The 24,770-nt window shown below is 70.5% G+C and carries 26 protein-coding genes; 11 read left to right on the top strand and 15 right to left on the bottom strand.

What is annotated here, in order from left to right; translation table 11 throughout:
* Positions 1-76: 76 nt before the first annotated feature.
* Complete coding sequence (def, locus tag ABZX12_RS07135) at positions 77-700, bottom strand: peptide deformylase (RefSeq protein WP_355690637.1); 624 nt, start codon at positions 698-700, stop codon at positions 77-79.
* A 57-nt stretch (positions 701-757) separates the two neighbouring features.
* On the opposite strand from def (ABZX12_RS07135), the gene ABZX12_RS07140 reads away from it, so the two are divergent.
* Positions 758-1,255 (top strand): winged helix-turn-helix domain-containing protein, encoded by a 498-nt coding sequence (locus ABZX12_RS07140; protein ID WP_355690639.1) that lies wholly within the window; start codon positions 758-760, stop codon positions 1,253-1,255.
* 61 nt (positions 1,256-1,316) lie between these two features.
* Here ABZX12_RS07140 and ABZX12_RS07145 read toward each other — a convergent pair whose 3' ends face one another.
* Complete coding sequence (locus tag ABZX12_RS07145; RefSeq protein WP_355690641.1) at positions 1,317-2,168, bottom strand: nucleotidyltransferase domain-containing protein; 852 nt, start codon at positions 2,166-2,168, stop codon at positions 1,317-1,319.
* A 49-nt stretch (positions 2,169-2,217) separates the two neighbouring features.
* On the opposite strand from ABZX12_RS07145, the gene ABZX12_RS07150 reads away from it, so the two are divergent.
* Positions 2,218-2,595 (top strand): YchJ family metal-binding protein, encoded by a 378-nt coding sequence (locus ABZX12_RS07150; protein WP_355690643.1) that lies wholly within the window; start codon positions 2,218-2,220, stop codon positions 2,593-2,595.
* Between the two features lie 233 nt (positions 2,596-2,828).
* Entirely contained in the window at positions 2,829-3,338 is a 510-nt protein-coding gene (locus ABZX12_RS07155; RefSeq protein ID WP_355690645.1) for a hypothetical protein, read from the top strand.
* Between the two features lie 43 nt (positions 3,339-3,381).
* Here ABZX12_RS07155 and ABZX12_RS07160 read toward each other — a convergent pair whose 3' ends face one another.
* Positions 3,382-3,912, bottom strand: coding sequence for a YbhB/YbcL family Raf kinase inhibitor-like protein (locus tag ABZX12_RS07160; RefSeq protein WP_355690646.1), 531 nt, complete (start codon positions 3,910-3,912; stop codon positions 3,382-3,384).
* Between the two features lie 135 nt (positions 3,913-4,047).
* Between ABZX12_RS07160 and cobT the strand changes: the two genes are divergently transcribed.
* From cobT to ABZX12_RS07190, 6 genes are all read left to right on the top strand, one after another.
* The gene (cobT, locus tag ABZX12_RS07165; RefSeq protein WP_355690648.1) at positions 4,048-5,082 is read left to right on the top strand and encodes a nicotinate-nucleotide--dimethylbenzimidazole phosphoribosyltransferase; all 1,035 of its coding nucleotides are present in this window, start codon (positions 4,048-4,050) and stop codon (positions 5,080-5,082) included.
* Complete coding sequence (cobA, locus tag ABZX12_RS07170) at positions 5,079-6,323, top strand: uroporphyrinogen-III C-methyltransferase (protein WP_355690649.1); 1,245 nt, start codon at positions 5,079-5,081, stop codon at positions 6,321-6,323. The genes cobT and cobA overlap by 4 nt, the downstream gene beginning before the upstream one ends.
* Complete coding sequence (locus ABZX12_RS07175; RefSeq protein ID WP_355690651.1) at positions 6,320-7,126, top strand: RNA methyltransferase; 807 nt, start codon at positions 6,320-6,322, stop codon at positions 7,124-7,126. The genes cobA and ABZX12_RS07175 overlap by 4 nt, the downstream gene beginning before the upstream one ends.
* A 27-nt stretch (positions 7,127-7,153) precedes the next feature.
* Entirely contained in the window at positions 7,154-7,954 is an 801-nt protein-coding gene (locus ABZX12_RS07180; protein WP_355690653.1) for a helix-turn-helix transcriptional regulator, read from the top strand.
* Positions 7,955-8,025: 71 nt separating this feature from the next.
* Positions 8,026-8,868, top strand: a complete 843-nt coding sequence (locus ABZX12_RS07185; RefSeq protein ID WP_355690655.1) for an MBL fold metallo-hydrolase — start codon at positions 8,026-8,028, stop codon at positions 8,866-8,868.
* A 21-nt stretch (positions 8,869-8,889) separates the two neighbouring features.
* Complete coding sequence (locus ABZX12_RS07190) at positions 8,890-9,438, top strand: AAA family ATPase (RefSeq protein WP_355690656.1); 549 nt, start codon at positions 8,890-8,892, stop codon at positions 9,436-9,438.
* 3 nt (positions 9,439-9,441) lie between these two features.
* On the opposite strand, the gene def (ABZX12_RS07195) is transcribed toward ABZX12_RS07190, so the two are convergent.
* From def (ABZX12_RS07195) to tkt, 12 genes are all read right to left on the bottom strand, one after another.
* Positions 9,442-10,041, bottom strand: coding sequence for a peptide deformylase (def, locus tag ABZX12_RS07195; RefSeq protein ID WP_355690657.1), 600 nt, complete (start codon positions 10,039-10,041; stop codon positions 9,442-9,444).
* Positions 10,042-10,140: 99 nt separating this feature from the next.
* On the bottom strand, positions 10,141-10,956 hold the full coding sequence (locus ABZX12_RS07200; RefSeq protein WP_355479328.1) for an LLM class F420-dependent oxidoreductase: 816 nt from the start codon (positions 10,954-10,956) through the stop codon (positions 10,141-10,143).
* A 45-nt stretch (positions 10,957-11,001) separates the two neighbouring features.
* The gene (locus ABZX12_RS07205) at positions 11,002-11,406 is read right to left on the bottom strand and encodes an SRPBCC domain-containing protein (RefSeq protein ID WP_355690658.1); all 405 of its coding nucleotides are present in this window, start codon (positions 11,404-11,406) and stop codon (positions 11,002-11,004) included.
* Between the two features lie 188 nt (positions 11,407-11,594).
* Positions 11,595-12,155: a hypothetical protein gene (locus ABZX12_RS07210; protein ID WP_355690660.1), complete on the bottom strand. Its 561-nt coding sequence runs from the start codon at positions 12,153-12,155 to the stop codon at positions 11,595-11,597.
* Positions 12,145-12,960, bottom strand: coding sequence for an isocitrate lyase/phosphoenolpyruvate mutase family protein (locus tag ABZX12_RS07215; protein ID WP_355690662.1), 816 nt, complete (start codon positions 12,958-12,960; stop codon positions 12,145-12,147). The genes ABZX12_RS07210 and ABZX12_RS07215 overlap by 11 nt, the downstream gene beginning before the upstream one ends.
* 42 nt (positions 12,961-13,002) lie before the next feature.
* Positions 13,003-13,896 (bottom strand): hypothetical protein, encoded by an 894-nt coding sequence (locus ABZX12_RS07220; RefSeq protein WP_355690664.1) that lies wholly within the window; start codon positions 13,894-13,896, stop codon positions 13,003-13,005.
* 79 nt (positions 13,897-13,975) lie between these two features.
* On the bottom strand, positions 13,976-14,701 hold the full coding sequence (gene pgl, locus ABZX12_RS07225) for a 6-phosphogluconolactonase (protein ID WP_355690666.1): 726 nt from the start codon (positions 14,699-14,701) through the stop codon (positions 13,976-13,978).
* A complete protein-coding gene (locus ABZX12_RS07230) occupies positions 14,698-15,828 on the bottom strand; it encodes a glucose-6-phosphate dehydrogenase assembly protein OpcA (RefSeq protein ID WP_355690668.1) in 1,131 nt (376 codons plus the stop codon). Before ABZX12_RS07230 ends, pgl begins: the two co-directional genes overlap by 4 nt.
* Positions 15,825-17,375 carry a glucose-6-phosphate dehydrogenase gene (gene zwf / locus ABZX12_RS07235; protein WP_355690669.1) on the bottom strand — a complete coding sequence of 517 codons (1,551 nt, stop codon included), beginning with the start codon at positions 17,373-17,375 and terminating at the stop codon, positions 15,825-15,827. The genes ABZX12_RS07230 and zwf overlap by 4 nt, the downstream gene beginning before the upstream one ends.
* A gap of 27 nt (positions 17,376-17,402) precedes the next feature.
* Positions 17,403-18,983 carry a glucose-6-phosphate isomerase gene (locus ABZX12_RS07240; RefSeq protein WP_355690671.1) on the bottom strand — a complete coding sequence of 527 codons (1,581 nt, stop codon included), beginning with the start codon at positions 18,981-18,983 and terminating at the stop codon, positions 17,403-17,405.
* A complete protein-coding gene (gene tal / locus ABZX12_RS07245) occupies positions 18,980-20,089 on the bottom strand; it encodes a transaldolase (RefSeq protein WP_355690673.1) in 1,110 nt (369 codons plus the stop codon). The genes ABZX12_RS07240 and tal overlap by 4 nt, the downstream gene beginning before the upstream one ends.
* A 41-nt stretch (positions 20,090-20,130) precedes the next feature.
* The gene (gene tkt, locus ABZX12_RS07250; protein ID WP_355690675.1) at positions 20,131-22,308 is read right to left on the bottom strand and encodes a transketolase; all 2,178 of its coding nucleotides are present in this window, start codon (positions 22,306-22,308) and stop codon (positions 20,131-20,133) included.
* 298 nt (positions 22,309-22,606) lie between these two features.
* On the opposite strand from tkt, the gene ABZX12_RS07255 reads away from it, so the two are divergent.
* Together ABZX12_RS07255 and ABZX12_RS07260 are read left to right on the top strand one after the other, a co-directional pair.
* Positions 22,607-23,545: a heme o synthase gene (locus ABZX12_RS07255; RefSeq protein WP_355691321.1), complete on the top strand. Its 939-nt coding sequence runs from the start codon at positions 22,607-22,609 to the stop codon at positions 23,543-23,545.
* 119 nt (positions 23,546-23,664) lie between these two features.
* Positions 23,665-24,768, top strand: coding sequence for a ScyD/ScyE family protein (locus ABZX12_RS07260; RefSeq protein WP_355690676.1), 1,104 nt, complete (start codon positions 23,665-23,667; stop codon positions 24,766-24,768).
* Positions 24,769-24,770 lie beyond the last annotated feature (2 nt).

Consider the following 24,770-nt stretch of genomic DNA (forward strand, 5'->3'; position numbering starts at 1 on the left):
CACCACATGGGCGCTCCGCCGTCGAGCCAGTTGTCGTCGGTGCCGGTCCAGGCGGTGTGGCCTGTACCCGAACAAGCTACTTCTCGAGCAGGCCTAGGCGCGTAGAGCGGTAGGTGAGGACTGCAGAGCGGTTGGCCGCGGACGTGCTCAGGGTTTGGGCGCGCGGACCGGGGGAGAGGTGGTCGACGTAGACCGTGCCGGCGAGGTGCTGGGTCTCGTGGATCAGGCAGCGGGCGAAGTAGCCGGAGGACTCGATCGTGAACGGGCGGCCCTCGACGTCGTACGCGTGCAGCGTCGCGCGGGCCGGGCGGTCGAGGGCGGCGTCGGCGCCGGGGACGGAGAGGCAGCCTTCGGTGCCGGATTGCGTGCCGACCAGGGCGGTCGCGGTTTCGACGTGCGGGTTGAACGCGTGCCCGACGTGGCGGTCGCCGTACTCGTCGGTGAGGTCGTAGACGAACAGCTGCGCGTCGACGTCGACCTGGTTCGCGGCGAGGCCGCACCCTTCGGCGATCCACATCGTCGTGAACATGTCGTCGATCAGCCCGCTCCACCGCGCGGCGCCGTACTCGGTCACCGGCCGGCACGGGCGATGCAGGATCTCTTCGCCGTACTCCGTGATGCGCAGCGGGGCGCCGCGGCGTACCTCGTCGGTCAGCTCGGGCAGGCGACGGCTCGGGCGGCCCAGGATGTACGTCGGCATGCAAAGACCGTACTCTGCAAAGTGTTAGCTTTGCAAAGCCGGGGCTAGGATGCCGCCATGGAGCCCAGTACGCCGAACCGCCGTGCCGTCGTCCGCGCGCATCCGCTGCGGGAGGCGCTGTTGGCGCTGATCGACCGGGACGGTACGACCACCTCGACGATCGCCGCCCGCGAACTGGGGGAGAGCACCGGGTCGTGCTCGTTCCACCTGCGCCGGCTGGAGGCGCTCGGGGTGATCGAGCCGGAGCCGGGCGCGGCCGGCCGGGTGAAGCCGTGGCGCCGGGTGCGCACCGAGCAGGCGGCGCTGAACCGCGAGCTCGAGGACACCGCGTACGCGAGCTGGCTGGCCGCGAAGGCCTCCGACGACGAGGACTTCGCGTTCAGCGCGGTCGTCACGCTGGCGGACGGCGAACTCGCCGAACTCCGCGCCCGCCTGCACCGCGTCCTCCGCGACTTCACCACCCCAGAAGCCACCACCGAACCCACCACCGAACCCACCACCGGCACCCCCACCGCGGTCATCATCCGCGCCTTCCCACTCCACGAGGGGCCATGACGACAGTACGTATATGTGTAGTAGACCCGTCGAAACCCTGCCGCTGCAGGAGCCTCGGCTCTCAGTCGAGTGAGTCGAGAGGTTTCCGGTCGTTGCGGAACGTGGCGCGGAGGTGGTCGACGTCGACCTCGGGCAGGTGGCGTTCGACGAGGTCGTACGTCTCCTCGACGAGGTCGTGGAGGATCTGGGCGCCGGTCGGAGCGGGCGAGGTGAAGACCGCGCGGACGCGGGCGGCGAGTGACGGTGGGGCCAGGGGGAGGTCGCGTTCCATGGTGTCGAGGCGTTTGAAGGCGAGGATGTGACCGCAGTACCGGCCGTTGAGGGCGTGCAGCACGGTCAGGAACTGGCCGGTGATGCGGACGAACTCGCGGGAGATCAGCAGCGGGTTCTCGCGCTCGATCAGCATCTGCAGGCGCCAGAACTTCTCGATGTTGCCGTCATGCTGGACGACGGCGATCGCGAGGTTCCGTGGGTACGTCGCCACGCGCTCCTGCCACCGGGCCACGAGTTCCGGGCGTCGGCCGGTCACATCGGTGCTGTCGACGAAGCCCTGCGCCAGCTGCAGGGTCGCGCCGTCGGGCCGGCCGGCCAGTAGGTCGTTCAAGGCGTCGTCGACCGACTCCGACAGGGTGTGCGCGACCTCGAGCATCAGGCCGTCGATATGCACCTGGTCGTCCCACGGAGGCGGGCCGTCGACGTTGAGCAGCCGGACCTCAGCCGGTACCGCTCGACGTTGGGCCGCGGTGGGCGGCCGTTCCCAGAACACACCGACCTCGACGTCGGACCAGCGATCCGCGTCGCCGCGTGCGGTCGACCCGCCCAGCATCACGGCGTCGACGCCGTCCAGAGCGGCGTACCAGTCGAGGAGCGGCCGCACGACCTGCCGTCGCCAGCGCGCCGCGTCGGTCACCATCCCCGCAGTGAATCACGCTGACTGTTGACCGATCGGCAACAATCGGCACATGCCTGTTCCCACCTGCCCCTGCGGCCAAGACCTGCCGTACGCCGCCTGCTGTGGCCGGCTCCATCGCGGCGAGGCGACGGCGCGCACCGCGGAGGAGCTGATGCGGTCCAGGTACGCCGCCTTCGTGATGCACGACGCGGCGTACCTGCGCAAGACCTGGTCCCTCACCACCCGCCCGGCCCGCATCGACTTCACCCCCGGCCAGAAGTGGACCGGCCTGGAGATCGTGAACGCAACCGGCGGCAGCCCCTTCCACACCGAAGGCACCGTCCAGTTCCGCGCCCACTACACCAGAAACGGCCACCCCGGCACCCAACAGGAAAACAGCACCTTCACGCGCGAAGCCGGCGAATGGGTCTACGTCGCCGCGCTCTGACGGGGGAGGGCTGTACTGATCGACCTCGGCAGGCCATCATGGCCGAGTGCGGCGCTGGGGGGCGCTGCGAGGGGGAGATCATGGGGATCGTTCACGCTTGGACACTGGCAAGGCAATGGGCAGTTGGAGCACTGGTCGTCGTCGCCTGCGCGAGCTGCGTCGTCAACGCACCCTCCGCGCGCTCGGACAAAGAGACGCATGCTGTAAGCGAGGTGCCAGGACCGACCGTCACCGTGACGACTGGACCGCCGAGCGGCCGTCCGCCGTCCGCTCGCACCGCCCTGACCGGGCCAGGAACGTACAGCTTCTCCTACCGCGGGGCGGTGGGCACGGTGCAGGTGCCGGCCAACATCATGGATCCCCGGCTGGAGCGCTACGGCGACTATCGCCGTCTGGCGAAGGCCCGACCGATCACCTATCTGATCGCGCAGGTCGACAACCGGTCCGACGACACGATCAACATGTACGAGGTCGTCGTCGTGACGAACGACGGTCACCAGATCGAGGCGACGTCCATCAGCGACTACGTCGACACCTGGCGGGACGCGTTCGCGGGGGAAGACGGGGACGTGACGAAGTACAACCGGGGGATCGAGTTATCGAACTCGAGCAACTTCTACCTGCACCCGGGAGCCAAGGGAACGGCGATTCTCGGCGCCAAGGAGGCGATCACGACGGTCAAGCGAGTCTTCGTCTACCCCGCGGGAGCCTTTGATCGCGTGGAGGCCAGGAGGACCCGGTAGGCCGGCGAAGGGAGCCCCTCGATCGAGGGGCTCCCCCACGCGGCTACTCCGGGATCTGGTACGTCGGGGTGAGGACGGCTCGGGCGAGGGTGTGGAAGGCGAGGTTGAAGCCGACGACGGCGGGGGTGGCTTCGGGGTCGACGTCGAGGGCTTCTACGTCGATGGCGTGGACGACGAAGTAGTAGCGGTGGATCTGGTCGCCGGGCGGCGGGGCCGCGCCGCCGAAGTTCTTGATGCCGAAGTCGTTGCGGACGTGGAAGGCGCCGTTGTCGAGGCGTTCGGTGGCGCCGGCGCCGGTGGGCAGCTCGGTGACGGTGACCGGGAGGTTGACCAGGGTCCAGTGCCAGAAACCGGAGACGATCGGCGCGTCGGGGTCGAAGCAGGTCACCACGAACGCCTTGGTCTCCGCCGGGAACCCGGACCAGCTGAGCTGCGGCGATGTGTTGCCGCCCGCGAACGCTTGGTCGTCGGACAGCGGCTTGCCATCGGCGACATCGGTGCTGGTGACGGTGAACGACCCGACCTCCGGCAGGAGTTTGTACGGGTCCGGTGCGACGGGGCGCTGCAGCGACATCTGTAACCCTCCGGCAGTTTGCGATGTGTGGTGATTCCGACACTACTGTCCACATCCTGCCGGTCCGTCCCGGGGCACACACTCGGAGATGCGAAGATCGGGACCGGCGCACCCGCCGAACGGATGGAGGACCTGGTGGACGAGTACCTGGAGCGGATCGCTCCGGCTGATCAGGCGGCGATGCGCGCGGCCGCGGAGCGGCACGCGCGGCTGACCAAACCGGCCGGCTCGCTCGGCGTCCTCGAGGACCTGTCCGTGAAGGTCGCCGGCATGAGCGGTAGGTACGCCGTGCCGGCCCCCGCCGTCGTCACGGTGTTCGCTGCCGACCACGGCGTCCATGCGCAGAACGTCTCCCCGTGGCCACAGGAAGTGACCGCCGCGATGCTGGCGAACTTCGCCGGCGGCGGCGCGGCGGTGAACGCGTTCGCCAAGAACAACGGCGTCGACGTCCGCGTGGTCGACGTCGGGGTCGCCACGCCTGTCGACCAGCTCGACATCGTGCACGCGAAGGTCCGCCCGGGCACCCGCGACCTCGCGCACACCGACGCGCTGACCGAGGACGAGGCGCGCGCGGCGATCGCCGTCGGCTTCGACCTGGCCGACCAGCTGGTCCAGGAGGGGTACCGCTGCCTGCTGACCGGTGACATGGGCATCGCCAACACCACCGCGTCCGCCGCGCTGATCGCGACCTTCACCGGCGCGACCGCCGACGCCGTCACCGGCCGCGGGACAGGGATCGACGACGCGGCCCTAGCGCACAAGACGGCCGTCGTACGGGACGCGCTCGCGCTGCACGCCGTACCGTCGACCGAGCCGCTCAAGGCGCTGCAGGCGTACGGCGGCCTGGAGCACGCCGCCCTCGCCGGGTACATCCTCGGTGCGGCGGCGAACCGCACGCCGGTCATCCTCGACGGCGTGATCGCGGGCGCGGCCGCTCTCGTCGCCCAGGCGTTCCACCCGGCGGTGATCGACTACTGCGTCGCCGGGCACCGGTCGGCCGAGCCCGGTCACGCGGTCGCGCTCAAGCAGCTCGGGCTGCAGCCGCTGGTCGACCTGGACCTGCGGCTCGGCGAGGGGACGGGTGCGGTGCTCGCGTACCCGATCCTGACCTGCGCTGTGCGGGCGCTCGCCGAGATGGCCACGTTCGAGGACGCGGGGATCACTTCGTGACGAACCAGTACCTGTCCGGCCTCGTCCTCGAAGGGCGGCGAGTGGTCGTCGTCGGCGGTGGCGGTGTCGCTCAGCGACGGCTGCCGCGGCTGCTCGAGGCCGGCGCGCGGATCGACCTCGTCTCACCGTCGATCACGCCGACGATCGAGGGGCTGCTCGGCAACCCGGCGCTGACCTGGATCGAGCGCGGGTACGCCGCGGGCGATCTGGACGGCGCCTGGTACGTCGTGGTCGCGACCGACGACGCCGCGGTGAACGACCAGGTGTCCGCGGAGGCGGAGGAACGGCGGATCTTCTGCGTGCGGTCCGACGACCGGTCCCGGGCGACGGCGTGGACGCCCGCGTCCGGGCAGCACGACAACGTGACGATCGGTGTCCTCGGCGGCGGCGATCACCGCCGGTCGGCCGCCGTACGGGACGCGATTCTCGAAGGTCTGCGGGTCGGTGAGCTGGCGGCGCGCGACGTGGATCGACGGCCGGGGGTGTACCTCGTCGGCGGGGGACCGGGCGACCCGGACCTGATCACGGTGCGCGGACGGCGGTTGCTGGCGGAGGCGGACGTGGTGGTCGCGGACCGGTTGGCGCCGCAGCAACTGCTGGACGAGCTGCACCCGGACGTCGAGTTGGTCGACGCGGCGAAGTTGCCGCGCGGGCGGGCCGCGCAGCAGGAGGAGATCAACCGGATCCTGGTCGATCGCGGGCTGCAGGGCAAGGTCGTCGTCCGGCTGAAGGGCGGCGATCCGTACGTCTTCGGGCGCGGCTTCGAGGAGGCGCTCGCCTGCGCGGCGGCCGGGGTGCCGTGGACGGTGGTGCCGGGGATCACGAGCTCGATCTCGGTGCCGGCGGTGTCGGGGATCCCGGTCACGCATCGCGGCGTGACGCACGAGTTCACGGTTGTGTCGGGGCACATCCCGCCGTCGCACCCGGACTCGTTGGTGAACTGGGACGCGCTCGCCCAGCTGCACGGGACGCTCGTGCTGCTGATGGCGGTCGAGAACCTGCCGGCGATCGCGGACCGGCTGATCGCCGCCGGCAAGCCGGGCACGACCCCCGCGGCGGCGATTGCCGACGGCACCCTTCCGGGCCAGCGGATGGTCACGTCCGACCTGGCCGGCATCGCCCAGGCGATGGCGGACGACGGCGTCGGCGCCCCCGCAATCGTTGTCATCGGCAACGTGGTCGACGTCGCGGCGCAGAGCCGGACCGAGTCGGCGACCGGCGGGACGGTGGGGCAGGCGTGACGCTGGTCCCGGTCGAGGACGCCGGTGATGCGCGACTGGCGGACTATGTCCGGTTGCGGGAGGTCAGTCTGCGGCGGTTGCTCGAGGAAGAGCACGGGCTGTTCATCGCCGAAGGGGACAAGGTGATCCGGCGGGCGGCCGACGCCGGGTACGAGCCGCGGTCGTTCCTGCTTGCGCCGCGCTGGCTGGACTCGCTGCAGGACGTGCTCGCGCGATGGCCGGACAAGCCGGTGTACGTCGTCTCGGAGGAGCTGGCCGAGCAGGTCACCGGGTTCCACGTGCACCGCGGCGCGCTGGCGTCGTACAAGCGGCGGGCCGCCGTACCGCTCACCCAGCTGCTGACCGACGACGTCCGCCGGATCGCGATCTTCGACGACATCGTTGACCACACCAACGTCGGCGCCGGGTTCCGCGCCGCCGCGGCGCTCGGCGTCGGCCTCGTGCTGGTGACCCCGACCTGCGCCGACCCGCTGTACCGGCGCTCGATCAAGGTGTCGATGGGGACCGTCTTCCAGGTCCCGTGGACGCGGCTGCAGAGCTGGCCCGGCGACCTGCGGCAGCTGCAGGACAACGGGTACGTCGCGGCGGCGATGGCGCTGACCGACGACTCGATCACGCTCGACGAGCTCGCCGACCGCAAGGATGACAAGCTCGCGCTGATCTTCGGCACCGAGGGCCACGGCCTCAAACCGAACGTGCTGCGCCAGGCCGACCTGACGGTCAGGATCCCGATGGCCGGCGGCGTCGACTCCCTCAACGTGGCCTCCTCGGCCGCAGTCGCGTTCTACGCCACGCGTCGCTGACAAGGAGCCGCATCGTAGGCTGAACCCGTGAAGGCGGTCGGTGAGCTCGGGGCGTTCCTTCGCGCCGAGCGGGCCCGGGTCGATCCGTCGGCCGTCGGGCTACCTGCCGGCGGCGATCGGCGCGTCGCCGGGTTGCGGCGCGAGGAGGTCGCCGTCCTGGCTGTCGTCAGTGCCGACTACTACACGCGGCTCGAGCAAGGACGCGAGCGCAATCCGTCCGCGCAGGTCCTGAACGGGATCGCCCATGCGCTGCGGCTCGACCCCGATGCGCGGGCCCACCTGTTCCGGCTCGCCGGGATGGCGCCGACGCCGGCACTCGGCGCCGCACGGGACCAGGTTCATCCGGCGCTGCTGCAGGTGCTGGACAACGTACCGCGCGCGGCGGCCTACGTCCTGAATCCGGCGTACGACGTCCTCGCGACGAACACGGTCGCGCACGGTCTGCTGGCCCCGTTCGGGATGACGAACATGCTGCGGATGATGTTCGAGCACCCCAAGGCACGAGAGATCTTCGGCGACTGGGAGACGGTCGTACGCCGGGCCGTGTATGCCGTCCGGTTCAACGCGGCGACGTACCCGGACGACCCGCGGATCGAGGCCCTGCTGGCGGACCTGCTCCCGCGTTCGCCCGAGTTCCGCGCACTCTGGGAGGACCGGACGGCGCGGGGCTTCAGTCGCGCGTACAAGATCTTCCACCACCCGGAGGCCGGGCGGATCGAGCTCACGTACCAGACCTTCGACGTCCGCGCGGCGCCGGGACAACAGTTGCTCGTCGGTACGGCGGAGCCCGGCAGCGAGAGTGCGGAGGCGCTGGCCCGGCTGGGCTGAGCTGCCTGGGTGCGGCGCACCCAGGAAGACGCGACCTTCCCGGCCGCGGGCGTCCGATCGACGCTGTCTGTATGACAACTCTGAAGTACTCGACGTACGTCGCACCGTCCAAGCCGGCCGTCTCCGACGATCTGCCGCCGGGGGAGGTGCAGCGGATGTGGTCGCCGACCGCGGCCACGCTGATCTCCGGCGACAACGACGCCGTCCTGGTCGACCCGCTGATGACGCAGGCCGAAGGCGACGACCTGGCCGGCTGGATCGCCGCCACCGGGAAGAACCTCACCGCGATCTTCGTGACGCACGGCCACGGCGACCACTTCTTCGGCGCGGCGCCGGTCCTCGATCGCTTCCCGGAGGCCCGGCTCGTTGCGCTGCCTTCCGTGGTCGAGGGGATGCGCAAGCAGCTCACGCCGCCGTGGCTGGACGGATTCTGGCGGGCGCGGTTCCCAGGTCAGCTGCCCGAGCGCCTGATCGTCGCCGAGCCGCTGGACGGTGCCTTCACGCTGGAAGGCGAGGAGCTGATCGCTATGGATCTCGGTCACACCGACACCGACGGCAGCTCGGCGTTGTACGTCCCGTCGATCGGGCTGGTCATCGCGGGCGACGCGGTGTACGACGAAGTCCACCTCTACGTGGCGGAATCAGCCGACGGCGGCCTCGACCACTGGCTGACCGCGCTCGACAAGCTCGAGGCCCTGCAGCCGGTCGCCGTCGTCTCCGGGCACCGCCAGGCCGACGCCTCCGACGACCCGCGGTACATCGACGAAACCCGCCGCTACCTCAAGACCTTCGCCCGCGCCGCGGCTGGAACCAGCACGGCGCTCGACCTCTACAACGCCGTGCTCGAAAGGTATCCCGACCGGCTGAACCGCGGTGTCCTGTGGAACTCCGCGCGTGCTCTCAAAAGCAGTTGACCGCGGTGATGACATAGTCCCGTGCCGAAGGTAGTGCTGATCACCGGGATGCAGGCCGCCGGGAAGTCGACGATCGCGCCGCTGCTGGCCGCGCGGCTGGGGCCGCCGGCGGCGACGCTCGACGGCGATGTGTTCTACCGTGGCGTGGTCGCCGGGGCCGAGGTCATGACGCCGGAGCCGTCGGCCGAAGCGGTGCGCCAGCTCCGGCTGCGGTACGACGCGAGCGCGCTGGTGGCGCAGCACTACGCGGACAACGGCTTCGACTTCGTGTGCAGCGACATCATCTTCGGCGCGGACGTCGAGCGCTGGTTCGACCGGCTGCGCGACGTCGAGAAGTACCTCGTCGTGCTCGTACCGTCGGTGGAGTCGATCGTGCGGCGCGAGATCGGCCGCGGCGGCGCCAACTCGTACCGCGACTGGCAGGAACCGGGCGGCACGCTGGAGGACGCCGTACGGGCGCTCCAGGCCGACCTCGACGAGACTCCGCGCCGGGGCCTGTGGCTGGACACCACCGGCCGGACGGCGGCCGAGAGCCTCGACGCGATCGACCTGGAGAAGGCTCGCTGGTAGCCCTCAGGTCGCGGGGGTGTCCTCGTGGTCGTGGTCGACCATGGGGGAGACGGGCCAGTCCGACGGGTAGTCGGGGGCCAACTCCTCGGCCTCGGCGAAGAGGCGCTTGCGGTACTTGCGGGACAGGCGGTCGCCGAAGACCGTGCCCTGGGTGTGGTCGGTCTCGTGCTGCAGGCAGCGGGCGAGCAGGCCGTCGCCCTCGTACGTGACCGGCTGGTTGTGCTGGTCGACGCCGGTGACCTTGGCGAAGTCGGGACGGGCGCACTTCGTGAACGCGCCCGGCAGCGACAGGCAACCCTCGTCGCCCTCGTCCAGGTTGCGGTCCTTGCCCTCCGGAAGCTCGAGCGTCGGGTTGCACACGACGCCCTGCAGGTGCTTTCCGTCCTTGTCCGGGCAGTCGAACACGAACAGCTGCAGGTCCACCCCGACCTGGTTCGCGGCGAGCCCGACACCCTCGGCGGCGCGCATCGTCGCGACCATGTCGGCGACCAGCGTCTGCAGCTCGTCCCCGAAATCGGTGACCGGCTGATTGACCCGGTGCATGACGTCCTCACCCCAACGGGTGATGGGCCGCACCGAACCGTTCCCAGGCAACGTAGACATGCGGGAAATCCTAACCGCCGCCCCGCGAGACGTCCTTGAGCACCCACCAACCGTTTCCGGGTGGACCAGATGGTTGGTGGGTGCTCAAAGTGGCACTGACTACTTGGCGTTGACCTCGTCGCGCCACGAGACCCACTCGCGGAGCAGGCCGAGGTCGTAGTCGGGGCCGGACGACGAGACCGTGAACAGCCGGGTGCCGACGTCGAGCAGCGACTTGCCGATGTCCTCGGGCGACTTGTCGCCGACGCCCGCGGAGCGCTCGATCTCGCCCGGGTCGCGGCCGATCGTGCGGCAGTGCTCGTCGAGCACGGCGTGCTTGTGCGCGAGGGTCTCGGCGTCGCCGAACCCGTGCCAGATGTTCGCGTGCTTGGCGACCAGCTTCAGCGTCTTCTTCTCGCCGCCGCCGCCGATCAGCACCGGGATGTCCCGGGTCGGCTTCGGGTTGAGCTTCTCCCAGCGCTGCTCGATCCGCGGCAGCGCCTCGCCGAGGGCGTCCAGCCGGCCGCCCGCGGTGCCGAACTCGTACCCGTACTCGTCGTAATCCTTCTCGAACCAGCCCGAGCCGATGCCGAAGATCAGCCGGCCGTCGCTGATGTGGTCGACCGTGCGCGCCATGTCGGCGAGCAGGTCGGGGTTGCGGTAGGAGTTGCAGGTCACCAGCGCGCCGAACTCGACCCGCTCGGTCGCCTCGGCCCAGGCGGCCAGCATCGTCCAGCACTCGAAGTGCAGGCCCTCGGGCTCACCGCTGAGCGGGTAGAAGTGGTCCCAGTTGAACACCACGTCGACGCCGATCTCCTCGGCCGCCGCCACGGTCCGCCGGATGTCGGCGTACTGGGCATGCTGGGGCTGGACCTGCAGACCGATCCGGGCGGGGAAGGCGCCGTACGGACGGTCGGTGGAATCGGAAGCAGTCATGCCCCCGATTCTATCCCGCGTTGCGGAGGACCCTCCGGATAGGTGTCATCGGGTGAAGTACGCCGCCAGGTGGCCGAGCATCGTAGCGACGCCGGGCTCGATCGAGGCCTGCTGCTCGTCGGACAGGCCGACGCTGCGGTAGTCGAGGCGGGTGCGGCCGCCGGGCAGGTCGGCGAGGTCGACCGTGATCTCCTCGGCGGGGTCGTCGAAGTGCAGGACCAGGTGCCGCGGCAGGTCCAGCTCACCGAAGCGGAGCGTGAACGGGATCTCGGCCTCCGGGCCGACGAACACGGCCGAGATCAGCCCGCCGGGCCGGACGTCGAGCGTGACGCGGTCGGCCGGGGTGCTGAGGCCCTCGGCGACGAACCAGGCGGCGAAGGGTTCGGGTTCGGTGAACGCCCGGACGACCTCCGTGGGCGGGGCGTCGACGGTCTGCTGCAGGGTGAACATGGTGTGGACCTCCATCGGGATCGGCTGACTCCAGCACTGTCCCGCGAGGCGTTTACGGTTTGTTTCCGGTCGGGAGCCGGTCGGCGTAAACGGCGGCCCAGGCGATCGGTGCTGCGGTCAGGCCCGGGGTGAGTGTTGTGAAGGTACGCGATCTCGGGAGCCTTCGGCACCCTCCCACCCGGCCGGTCCTAGGCCTCGGGGGCGTTGCGTGCGGCCAGGCGTAAGGTCCAGGTGGGGAACAGCAGGTAGGTGCCGGCCCAGCTGAAGCCGGCTGCGAAGGTCCACGCCGGAGCGGTGTTCATGTCGTCGATGCCCATCAGGATCCCTGGTACGCCGAGCAGGCCGAGCGTCATCACCGCGCCGGCGATCAAGCCCGCCCGCCGGAGCGCGCCTGACGCGGTGCCGAGGAGCCAGATTCCGATCAGGGCGAAGCCGAAGCTCGACCACAGACCGGCGAGGTAGAACCCGGTGGTTCCGGTCATCACGAGGATTGTGCCGACAACCGTCAGCGCGGCGCCGACGGCGGTGAGCCCGAGGAGCACGAGAGCGCGCGACGTGCGCCGCGGGGCGGCGTACAAGGTCCACGCCATGGCGAGGCTCAACACGCCCAGCACCGCATTGCCCACATCGTTGACGGCTCCGAGCGCATCGGCGCCCGCGTAGAACAGGATCAGGCACAAGCAAGTAGCGAGGCCCACGATCCCGTGGGCCAGCGCCACCGGCCGTACGGCACGCGGCTCAGTGCTCACCCTTGGATGATCGCGCAAAGAGTTCGTTGAGGGCAGCCTGCGGGATCTGGTCGGCGGCGAAGGTGATCGTGCCCTTGGTGGCCAGTTCCTCGGCGCTGCGGCGGATGAAGCCCAGGGCGGCCCGGGCGATCGAGCCGCCGAGGCTGATCCGGGTGACGCCGACGGATTGAAGATCGGCCACCGTGAGCGTCGACGTACCCAGGCCGATCACCACGTTCACCGGCCCGTCGATCTCCTGGACCAGAAGGCGGATCGACTCCAGCGAGTTGACGCCGGGCACGTAGAGACAGTCCGCACCGGCCGCGCGGAAGCGGTTCGCCCGGTCGATCGAGTCGGCCAGCGACGCCGGCGTCCGCAGCAGCTGCCCGTCGGTCCGTGCGGTCAGCACGAAGTCCGGGCCGGCCGCCTCCCGCGCCGCGACGATCCGCTCGACCGCCAGCCCGGCGTCGTACAGCTCCCGCCCGTCGTAGTCCTCGATGTTCCCGCCCGCCAGCCCCGCCTCGCGGGCCAGTGCGATCGTCTCCGCGACCCGCGCCGGCTCCGCGCCGTACCCGTCCTCGAGATCCCCGTTCACCGGTACGACGCTCGCGGTCGTGATCTCGCGGATCCGCTCGAACATCTGCTCGCGCGACACCGCCGGGGCACCGTCCGGCAGCGTGTGATCGCCCTTCGCCAGCGAGAATGCGATCCCCGCGCTGGTGGTGGCGATCGCCGGGAACCCGGCCGCGGCGAGCAGCACCGCACTGCCGGCGTCCCACGCGTTCGGCATCACGAACCGACCGGCATGCAACTCGCGGAAAGTCATGCCTCCGAGTCTGTCACCCGGACGCTTCGGCGGCCGCCGAACTCAGCCCAGTTTCTCGACCATCCGCGCGACCGCGGCCCGCGCCTTCGGGCCGTTGACCAGATCGGCATCGCCCTCGGTGCCCTTGGTGTTCCAGTACAGGTAGAACGCCGGCCGGGAGCCCGCGGGCAGACCGTCGAGGTACGCCGTCTCGCGATCGATCTCGTTCGCGCGCGCCTGGTCGCTCTTCGTCCGCTTGAAGCCGCGCTCGGTCAGGCCCCACTTGGACGCCGCGCCGGGTGTCTTCTGCACCACCTCGCGGTACCAGCGCACATGTCCCTCGTGCTCGCTGACGATCGCGCTCGCGGGCTGGGTACCGCCGCTGTACGTGTCGGCACCGTAGAAGTCCGCCTGCACCCGCCACGGCGCCGGGTCCTTGGTCCGCGGCTGCCCGTCCCACTGGAACGCCATCGCCGAGTAGCCGACCTTCACCTGCGGGTTGGCCGCCTTCATCACGTCCCGGACGCGTTTGAACGCCTTCGCGAACGTCGGCCCGTCCATGTCGTTCTCCGGCTCGTGGTACCAGATGAAGTACGTGTCGGGCCGGTCCTTCAGCCACACGGCGAGCTCCTGCAGGCGGCCGTCGTACTTGCCGGCGCTGGTGGCCTTCGGCGCGGTCTTGATGCTCACGAACGGGATCAGCCCGGCGTCCCAGGAAGCCTGCGCGACCCCGGCGTACTTCCTCCGCAGATCGACCTTCGTGCCCTGCACCCCGTTGACGAACTCGCGCGTCGCCCGGACGCCGGGGTAACGCGCCGCCAGGTCCTTCGGTGCGACGTCGTCGTGCGCACCCATCAGGACCGGAGCGGCCGCCTGGACGGGATTGTCTGACGTGGCAACGAAAAAGGTGGCGGCGAGCAACAGGCTCGCCGCCACCGCGATGGTCTTCTTCAGCATGCCCTAGCTCCTGGTCGGTCGCCGTGCAGCCCCCTCGCCGACCCACCCTAGGGCGCGTGCCGGGCCACCTGCCGACCGATCAGGCGTTCGGGATCTTCTCCGCGGCGGCCTCGTCGAGCAGCCACAGCGTGCGGTTGCGGCCCTTCGGACGGGCCGCCGGGACATCCCCGTCGCTCAGCGCCTTCGCGACCGCCTCGGCCTTGTCCGAGCCGGAGACCACGAACCAGACCTCACGGGCCCGGTTCAGCTGCGGCAGGGTCAGCGACACCCGGGTCGGCGGCGGCTTCGGCGAGTCGTGGACGGCGACCGCGGCCGCGTCCGTCACGCCGAGCTGCGGATACCCCGGGAACAGCGACGCCACGTGCCCGTCGGGCCCGACGCCGAGCATCAGTACGTCGAACGTCGGCGAACCCGCCGCGGCCAGCTCCTCGGCGTACGCCGCAGCCGCCGCCTCCGCGCCTTGCCCGCTGTCGGCCGGCATCGGGTGCACCCGCGCCGGATCGACGTCGAGGGCCGACAGGAACGCGTCTCGCGCCTGCGTCTCGTTCCGCTCGGGGTCGCCGGACGGCAGGAACCGCTCGTCGCCCCACCAGAACTCGACCCGCCGCCAGTCGACCTCGACCCGCGCCGGCGATTCCGCGACCGCCTGGTACACCGCCGCGGCCACCCGGCCGCCGGTGAGCACGACCTGCGCGACCGAACCGGTGCTTTGGGCGTCCACGAGCGCCGTGACGAAGCGGGACGCCACCGAGAACGCCAGGTCCCCGGCGTCGGAATGGATCAGGAGTTCCGGATCGACCGTCATCGCTTCGCCGCCTTCTTGGCAACCGTCTTCTTCGCCGCGGTCTTCTTCGCTGCGGTCTTCTTCGCCGCCGCCGGTTTCGGCGCCGTCTTCTTGGCAGCGGCCCGCTTCGCGGACGCCGGTTCCTTGCCGGCGCTCGAGGCGGCGACCTTCTTGCCGGCCGCGGTCACCTTCGCGGCGGTCGACTTCCGCGCGGACTCACCGACCTTCTTGGCGTCGGCCGGCAGCGCGTCCCGCTCGACCATCGTCGCGAGGGTCTTCGCGTACACGTCGTCGGGATCGAGCCGGCGCAGTTCCTCGCTCAGCAGCTCGGACGTCGTCCGCCGCTTCAGCGCCACCGGACGGTCCGGCTGACCCGGCACGCTGAACGTCGCGACCGCACCGTCCGGCCGCGTCAACGCGATCGGGCCGGACGGCGTGAACAGCCGTACGGCGGTCACACCCGGCCCGCGCGAGTTGCGCTGCTCCACCGGCACCTTCAGCCGGGACTGCAGCCACGCGGCCATCAGATCGGCGCTCGGGTTGCCCTTGGCGGCCGCGACCTCGGCCCCGGTCACCTTCGTCGGGTACTGGTCGAGGGCAGCCGCCATCAGCGCACGCCACGGCGTCAACCGCGTCCACGCGAAGTCGGTGTCGCCCGGCGCGTAGCCCTCGGCGCGGGCGCTGTAGTCGACCGACGCCCGGCGGGTCGCCGCCGCGTCGGTCACCCGGCGCCGTCCGAGCCGGCCCAGCGGGTCCTCCGCGGGAACCCGCGGTCCGCCGCCCGGCCACCAGACGATGACGGGGGAGTCGGGCAGCAGCAGCGGCGTGATCACGGACTCCGGCACCTTCGCCAGCTCACCGTGCAGCCGCAGCAGCACCGCCTCGCCGGGGATGCCCTCGCCGACCCGCACCTCGGCGTCCAGCCCGGACGCGCCGCGCCCCGGCCGCAGGATCGCGACCAGGACCCGGGACGGGTGTTCGCGGCCTGCCTCGTTCGCGGCCTTCATCGCGTCGTGGTGGGACGCCTCGTCGACGACCACCACGATGGTGCCGACCATGCCCATGGCCGGTGAGCCGGCGTTCCGCCGGGCCTTCAGCAGCGCCGACGCGATCTCGCTCGACGTGGTGTCGGTCAGGTCGATGATCATGGCCGCCTCCAGGCCCGTCCGTCGCGGGCGAGCATCTCGTGCGCCGAGTCCGGGCCCCAGCCGCCGGACGCGTACTGCTCCGGCTTGCCGTGCCGCTCCCAGTAGTCGAGCACCGGGTCGAGGATCTTCCAGCCCAGCTCGACCTCGGTGTGCTGCGGGAACAGCGGCGGGTCGCCGAGCAGTACGTCGAGGATCAGCCGTTCGTACGCCTCGGGGGAGGATTCGGTGAACGAGCCGCCGTACGCGAAGTCCATGTTCACGTCGCGGATCTCCATCGACGTGCCGGGCACCTTGGCGCCGAAGCGGACCGTGATGCCCTCGTCCGGCTGGATCCGCAGGACGAGCGCGTTCTGGCCGAGCTCCTCGGTCTCGGTCTTGGTGAACGGCAGGTGCGGCGCGCGTTTGAACATCACCGCGACCTCGGTGACGCGCCGGCCGAGCCGCTTGCCGGTCCGCAGGTAGAACGGGACGCCGGCCCAGCGCCGGGTGTCGACGTCGACCCGCAGCGCGGCGAACGTCTCCGTTGCGGACGACTCGGGGATGCCGTCCTCCTGCAGGTAGCCCTTGACCTTCGTGCCACCGGCCCAGCCGGCCGCGTACTGCCCGCGGGCGCTGTGCAGGTCCAGCCGCTCGGGCAGCTGGACGGCGTTGAGGACCTTCTTCTTCTCCTGGCGCAGCGACCAGGCGTCGAAGCTGACCGGCTCTTCCATCGCGACCAGCGCGAGCAGTTGGAGCAGGTGGTTCTGGATCACGTCGCGGGCGGCGCCGATGCCGTCGTAGTACCCGGCGCGGCCGCCGATGCCGATGTCCTCGGCCATCGTGATCTGCACGTGGTCGACGTAGTTGCTGTTCCAGATCGGCTCGAACATCGCGTTCGCGAACCGCAGCGCGAGGATGTTCTGCACCGTCTCCTTGCCGAGGTAGTGGTCGATCCGGAAGACCGCCTCGGGCGGGAACACCGACTCGACCACCCGGTTCAGCTCACGGGCACTCGTCAGGTCGTGACCGAACGGCTTCTCGATCACCACCCGCCGCCACGAGCCGGGGTGCTCGTCGGTCAGCCCGTGCTCGGACAGCTGCCGGACCACCTCCGGGAACAGCCCCGGCGGGATCGACAGGTAGAACGCGTGGTTGCCGCCGGTGCCGCGGGTCACGTCGAGCTCGTCGACGGTCTCCCGCAGCCGCTTGAACGCCTCGTCGTCGGTCAGGTCGCCCGGCACGAACCGGAAGCCCTCGGCGAGCTGCTGCCAGACCTCCTCACGGAAGGGGGTCCGGGCGTGCTCCTTCACCGAGTCGTGCACAATCTGGGCGAAGTCCTGGTTCGTGTAGTCCCGGCGGGCGAACCCCACCAGCGCGAACCCCGGGGGCAGCAGCCCCCGGTTCGCCAGGTCGTAGACCGCCGGCATCAGTTTCTTGCGGGCCAGGTCGCCGGTGACGCCGAAGATCACCAGGCTGCACGGCCCGGCGATCCTCGGCAGCCGCCGGTCCTGCGGATCGCGCAGCGGGTTCACCGGGCCGGCCGGCTCTTCGTTGAGCTCAGCGGTCATGGGCCGCTTTCCCTCCGAGTGTCGTTCTTACTGGAACAGGGACAACAGCTGCTGTACGCCGGCCGCCACGTCCGTGAGCTGCAGCCGCAGCACCGGACGCCCGCGCTCGGCCAGGACGTTCGCGTCACCGGCGGCCTGCGCCGAGATCAGCGTGCCGAACGTGAACGGACGGTCCGGGATCTCGACGTCGGTCGGGTGCGCGCCGGTGATCTGCAGGTACACGCCCTCCGGGTGGCCGCCCTTGTGGTACTGACCGGTCGAGTGCAGGAACCGCGGTCCCCAGCCGAAGGTGACCGGACGGCCCGTCTTGGTCGCCAGCGCCGGCCGGACCGCGAGCAGGTCGGCGTCGCGCTCGGAGTCCAGGTACGCCATCACCGCGACGTAGCCCTTGTCGTCGAGCTTGCCGAGCAGCGCGTCCACCGCGCCCTGCAGCGAGTCGACGCCGTCGAGCAGGCCCTCGGAACCGCGGACCTCGACAGCGCCCTCGGTGAAGGCCGCGGCCTCCGGCTCCGGCTGCGCGTCGAGCAGGCCACGGGCCGCCTTCTTCGCGCTCTCCACGTCGGGCTGGTCGAACGGGTTGATGCCGAGCAGGTAGCCGGCCACCGCGGTCGCCATCTCCCAGAGCAGGAACTGACCGCCGAGCGAGCCCGAGGTGAGCGCCGTCGGTACGCCGCTCGTCGCCTTCTCCGCGAGCAGGGCGTTGGTGAGGTCGGCGGCCTCGCTGGTCAGCTCCGGCGCCGTCACCTCGACCGCGACGGGCAGTACGCCGGTGCCGTTCTTGCCGGTGCTCTCCGCGATCAGCTGCTCGGCCCAGTCCGGGAACCCGACGATGTCGGAGCCGTCGGCCGTGATGATCGCCTTGTCCCGGCCGGCGCTCGCCGCGAGGACGGCGCCCAGCCACAGGGCCGGGTTGTCGGCGGAGTCGGCCTGCAACGCCGGCGCCGCCTCGGCCGCCTGGTCGAGGAGCTCGGCGATGTCGGCGCCGGCCAGACCGGACGGCACCAGGCCGAACGCGGTCAGCGCGCTGTACCGGCCGCCGACGTTCGGGTCGGCGAGGAACGTCTTGCGGTAGCCCTCGTCCGCGGACAGCTTCTCGAACGGCGACCCCGGGTCCGTCACGACGACGATCCGCGAGGCCGCGTCGATCCCCGCGTCCGTGAACGCCTTGGCGAAGGTGCGACGGTGGCTGTCGGTCTCGACCGTGCCGCCGGACTTGCTGGACACCACGATCACGGTCTTCGACAGGTCACCGTCCAGCGCGCGCTTGACGACGCTCGGGTCGGTCGAGTCGAGGACGACGAGCTCCACGCCCGCCGTCCGGGTGATGACCTCCGGCGCCAGCGACGAGCCGCCCATGCCGGACAGCACGATCCGGTCCAGACCCTCGGACCGCAGGTCGGCCTGCAGCGCCTCGATCTCGGCGAGCAGCGGACGCGACGTGTCGTGCAGGTCGACCCAGCCGAGCCGGATCGAGGCCTCGGACTCCGCCTCCGGGCCCCAGATCGTCGCGTCCTTCGCGGCGATCCGGGACGCGATCTTCTCGGCCACCAGCTTGTCGACGACCTCGGCCCAGTCGCCGTTCTGCGTCGATACCTTGGGAGTGCTCACTTGGCGGCCGCCTTCAGGGCCGCGGCGACGGTGTCCTGCAGCTCCGACCAGGACGCGTCGAACTTCGCGACGCCCTCGTCCTCGAGCACCTGCACGACCTCGTCGTAGGAGATGCCCAGCCGCTCCAGGTCGTCGATCACCTTGCGGTCGGCCGCGTAGTCGCCGCGGACCGTGTCGCCGGTGATCTCGCTGTGCTCCTCGACGGCCTTGATGGTTGCCTCGGGCATCGTGTTCACGACGCCGCGGGTGACCAGGTTGTCGACGTAGAGCGTGGGGGAGTAGGACGGGTCCTTGGTGCCGGTCGACGCCCACAGCGGACGCTGCGGCTTCGCGCCGACGGTCTCCAGCTCGCGCCAGCGGTCGGTGTCGAAGATCTCCTCGTAGGCCTCGAAGGCCAGCCGGGCGTTGGCGATCGCCGCCTTGCCCTTCAGCGCCTTCGCTTCGTCGGTGCCGATGGCGTCCAGCCGCTTGTCGACCTCGGTGTCCACCCGGCTGACGAAGAACGACGCGACACTCGCCACCTTGGTGACGTCGTGACCGTTCTCGACGGCCTGCTCCAGGCCGGTCAGGAACGCGTCCGCGACCGCCTTGTAGCGCTCGAGCGAGAAGATCAGCGTCACGTTAACGCTGATCCCGGCGGCCAGGGTCTGGGTGATCGCCGGCAGACCCGCCTTGGTGGCCGGGATCTTGATGAAGATGTTCTCCCGGCCGACGATGTCCCACAGCTGCTTGGCCTGCTCGACCGTCTTCGCGGTGTCGTGCGCGAGCGTCGGCTCGACCTCGATCGACACCCGGCCGTCCTGGCCGTCGGTGTCGTCGTACGTCGGCTTGAACACGTCGGCGCCGTCGCGGACGTCGCTGGTGGTGATCACCCGGATCGCCTCGTCGGTGGACACGCCCTGCGCGGCCAGCTTGCCGATCACCTCCGCGTACGCGTCGGCGTCCGAGATCGCCTTCGCGAAGATCGTCGGGTTGGTGGTCACGCCGGTGACGTGCTTGTCCTCGATCATGGCCTGCAGGCTGCCGCTGGTCAGCCGCACACGCGACAGGTCGTCGAGCCAGATGGAGACACCCGCGTCGGCGAGTGCTTTCAAGCGATCGTTCATGGTTCCGATGCCTTCTTCCGGAATGTTCTGTTGTGGTGTCTTCAGTTGGCTTCGCTCGTGTCGGCCGGCCCGACCGGGCCCGCGGCCGCGCGCCCGGGCGGTACACCCGGTCCGCTGATCTTCGAGGCCGCGGCGATGCTGTCCCGCGCGGCCTGGACGACGGCGTCGGTGGTGATGCCGAACTCGTCGTACAGCGTCTGGTACGCCGCCGAGGCGCCGTAGTGCTCCAGGCTCACGCTGCGGCCCGAGTCGCCGACGATGTCGTGCCAGCTCTGCGCGATCCCGGCCTCGACCGAGACCCGGGCCCGGACGTCCGCGGGGATGACGGTCTCGCGGTACGCGTCGTCCTGCTCGTCGAACCACTCCCGGGAGACCATCGAGACCACGCGGGCCTGGACGCCCTCCTCGGCGAGGACCTTGCGGGCCTCGACCGCGATCTGCAGCTCGGAGCCAGTGCCGATCAGCACGACGTCCGGGGTGCCCTCGGTGTCGAGCAGCACGTAGCCGCCCTTGTGCACGTTCTCGGTGGTGGCGAAGCCGTCCGTGCCGCGCGGGAAGGTCGGCACGTTCTGCCGGGTCAGCGCCAGGCCGGCCGGGCGGTCGGTGTGCTCGAGGATGGCCGCCCACGCGGCGGCCGTCTCGTTCGCGTCACCGGGCCGGACGACGTCCAGTCCGGGGATCGCGCGCAGCGCCGACAGGTGCTCGATCGGCTGGTGCGTCGGGCCGTCCTCGCCGAGGCCGATCGAGTCGTGCGTCCACACGTACGTGACCGGAAGCTGCATCAGCGCCGCCAGCCGCACCGACGGGCGCATGTAGTCGGAGAAGACCAGGAACGTGCCGCCGTACGGACGGGTCAGGCCGTGCAGGGCGATGCCGTTCAGCACCGCGCCCATCGCGTGCTCGCGGATGCCGAAGTGCAGGACCCGGCCGTACTCGTCGCCGGAGAACTCCTTGGTCGAGTACTCCGCCGGGATGAACGACGGCTGGCCCTTCGGGGTGGTGTTGTTCGAACCGGCCAGGTCGGCGGAGCCGCCCCACAGCTCGGGCAGCTCCGGTGCGAGCTTGGTGAGCACGTCACCGGACGCGGCGCGGGTGGCGACCCCCTTGGCGTCGGCGTCCCAGCTCGGCAGCGCGTCCTTCCAGCCGGCCGGCAGCTCACGCTTCGACAGCCGGTCGAGCAGCGCGGCCCGCTCCGGGCTCGCGGCCTTCCACTCGTCGAACTTCGCGGTCCACTCGGCCTCCAGGGCCTTGCCGCGCTCCAGCGCCCTGCGGGTGTGCGCGAGCACGTCGTCGGCGACCTGGAACGACTGCTCCGGGTCCCAGCCGAGGACCTTCTTGGTCGCGGCGACCTCGTCGGCGCCGAGCGCCGAGCCGTGGATCTTGCCGGTGTTCTGCTTGTTCGGGGCCGGCCAGCCGATGATCGTGTGCAGGCGGATGAAGCTCGGCTTGTCGGTGACCGCCTTCGCCGCCTCGAGCGCGTCGTACAGCGCCTGGACGTCCTCGTGGTAGCCGGTGCCGCCCTGGGTCCAGTCGACGTCCTGGACGTGCCAGCCGTAGGCCGCGTAGCGGGCCGCGACGTCCTCGGACAGCGCGATGTCGGTGTTGTCCTCGATCGAGATCTTGTTCGCGTCGTAGATGACCGTCAGGTTGCCGAGCTTCTGGGTGCCGGCCAGCGACGAGGCCTCGGACGCGACGCCTTCCTCGATGTCGCCGTCGGACGCGATCACGTAGACCTGGTGATCGAACAGGCCCTCGCCCTTCGGGGCGTCGGGCTCCAGCAGGCCGCGCTCGCGGCGGGCCGCCATCGCCATGCCGACCGCGTTGCCGACGCCCTGGCCGAGCGGGCCGGTGGTGGTCTCCACACCGGCGGTGTGCCGGTATTCCGGGTGGCCGGGCGTCTTGCTGCCCCAGGTCCGCAGCGACTTCAGGTCGTCCAGCTCCAGGCCGAACCCGGCCAGGTAGAGCTGGATGTAGAGGGTCAGGCTGGAGTGCCCCGCGGACAGCACGAACCGGTCGCGGCCGGCCCAGTGCGGGTCGGCCGGGTTGTGCCGCATGACCTTCTGGAACAGCAGGTACGCCGCCGGCGCCAGGCTCATCGCCGTACCGGGATGTCCGTTCCCCACCTTCTCGACCGCGTCCATCGCGAGCACCCGCACGGTGTCGACCGCGCGCTGGTCGAGCTCGGTCCATTCAAGCTTTGGGCTGGTCTTCTCCGTCACGCCGGCGGCGCTCCTCTCGATGGTCTTCCGATGTCGCCTCAGGGTGAGCCTACTGTGGCCGGGGCGTTCCCTTGCGCACCGCTCACTTGGTTGTCAACCGTTCGCCGACTCTGCCTGTTCCCCGACCTGTTCGGCCGCAGACACACGCGATCGGAGGGGGGTGGCAGAACCCTCCTACGGGGCGTCGTAGACTGCTGAATCGTCAGCGCCGGAGTTCCGGCGTCAACCCAGATTGTTCGAGGTGTTCGTGACGGCCGTCGACCCGCGTCCCGCCGCGACGACGTCGTACCCGACGCCGCTGCCGGACGCTACCGCTGTATCAGCTGCAACATCGGCTGCAACGCTGCGTCCGTCGGTGCGCGACGTGGTGAAGGCGTACGTCGGTCTGACCAAGCCGCGCATCATCGAGCTGCTGCTGATCACCACCGTGCCGGTGATGTTCCTGGCGGCCGGCGGTGTGCCCGGTCTGCGGGTGGTGGTCGCCACCCTGATCGGCGGCATCCTCGCCTCCGGCAGCGCGAACACCATCAACTGCGTGCTGGACCGCGACATCGACGAGCAGATGCGCCGCACCCGGCGCCGCCCGCTGCCGCGGCACGCGGTCAGCCCGCGCTCGGCGACCACGTTCGGCGTCGTGCTCGGCGTGCTGGCCACCCTCGAGCTCGGCTTCTTCGTGAACTGGCTCTCCTCCGGCCTGGCGCTGGCGGCGAACCTGTTCTACGTCTTCGGCTACACGATGGTGCTGAAGCGTCGCACTGTGCAGAACATCGTCTGGGGCGGGATCGCCGGCTGCTTCCCGACCCTGATCGGCTGGACCGCGGTCACCGGCAAGCTCGCCTGGACCCCGGTCGTGCTGTTCCTGGTGGTGTTCTTCTGGACGCCGCCGCACACCTGGTCGCTCGCCATGCGGTACCGCGAGGACTACGCGTCGGTGGACGTGCCGATGCTCCCCGTGGTCGCCACCCCGGTCGCCACCGCGCGGCAGATCATGGCGTACTCGGTGGTCATGGTGATCACGTCGATCGCGCTCTGGCCGATCGGCGACACCGGCTTCGTGTACCCGCTGGCCGCGATCGTGCTCGGCTTCGTGTTCCTGCGCGAGGCGCGCCGGTTGTTGCTGCGGGCCCACACCGGCGCGGACGGCGCCGCCCTGCGGCCGATGCGGCTGTTCCACTTCTCGAACATCTACCTGGCGCTGCTGTTCATCGCGGCCGCCATCGATCCGCTCCTGCACTGAGAGTCGCGGTTCGCCTGCCGGGAGTTTCCCCGTTGACCTGATCGTGATCTGATGTTGCGATGGGGTCCTGCCTGTGGAGGGGGATCCACGCCTGGGGAGGCGCTGCAGCAGGGGGATACATGGGGGTACGAACACGCATCGCCGCGGTCGCGGCGCTCGCCTTGACCGGTTCGGTGCTGGTCGCAGGTCAGGCGCAGGCGGGTGGGAGCCACGGGACGCTGAAACCGGTGGTCACCGGTCTCGACTCGCCGCGCGGGGTCGCCCTGCACGGCGGGACGATCATCTACAGCGTCGGTGACGGCTCGGTGTACGCGAAGTACGGCAGCAAGACCCGGCTCCTCGGCAAGGTCGGCGAAGGCTTCGCTCCGGCGATCGACACCAACTTCCGGGGGACGACGTACGCGCTGACCGGCGGTGGCGGTCCGGGCGAGTCGTTGCCGCCGGGCGCCGCGACGCTCTACCGGCTGCGCCCGGGCAAGTCGCCGGTCCCGGTCGCGGACATCGGTAAGTACCAGGCCAAGGATCCGGATCCGTACGACCTGGAGCAGGTCCCGACGGACTCGAACCCGTTCGGGGTGGCCGCGCTGAAGGACGGCACGGTGCTGGTCGCGGACGCGGGTGGCAACGACCTCCTGCGGGTCTGGCCGAACGGCACGATCAAGACGGTTGCCCGGCTGAAGCCGCGCGTGGTGACGGTTCCGCCAGGGCTGCCACCGACCGATCCGGAGGGGCACCCGCTGCCGCCGGCCGGCACCAAGGTGCCCGCGGAAGCGGTCGCGACGTCGGTCACCGTCGGCTCGGACGGCTACTGGTACGTCGGTGAGCTGCGCGGCTTCCCGGCAACGCCCGGAACGTCGCAGATCTGGCGGATCAAGCCCGGCTCGATCGGCGCGGTGTGCGACCCGGTCAAGCCGTGGAAGGGCAACTGCACGCGGTACGCCGACGGGTACACGTCGATCGTGGACCTGGCCGGTGGGCCGAAGGGCACGCTGGCCGTGGTCGAGTTGGCCAAGGCGAGCTGGATCGCGGTCGAGACCGGCGGCCCGGCCGTCGGGTCGCTGTTCCTGCAGTACCCGGGCAAGCACCACAAGGCGGGCTACAAGCGTGAGCTCGCGGCGGGCAAGTTGATCCTGCCCGGTGGTACAGCGGTGAGCCGGTCCGGTGACGTCTACGTGTCGTCGCCGCTGTTCGGCCCGGGCGCGATCTACAAGGTGAAGCACTAGCA

The sequence above is a fragment of the Kribbella sp. NPDC003505 genome (genome assembly GCF_040610875.1).
Lineage (GTDB): Bacteria > Actinomycetota > Actinomycetes > Propionibacteriales > Kribbellaceae > Kribbella.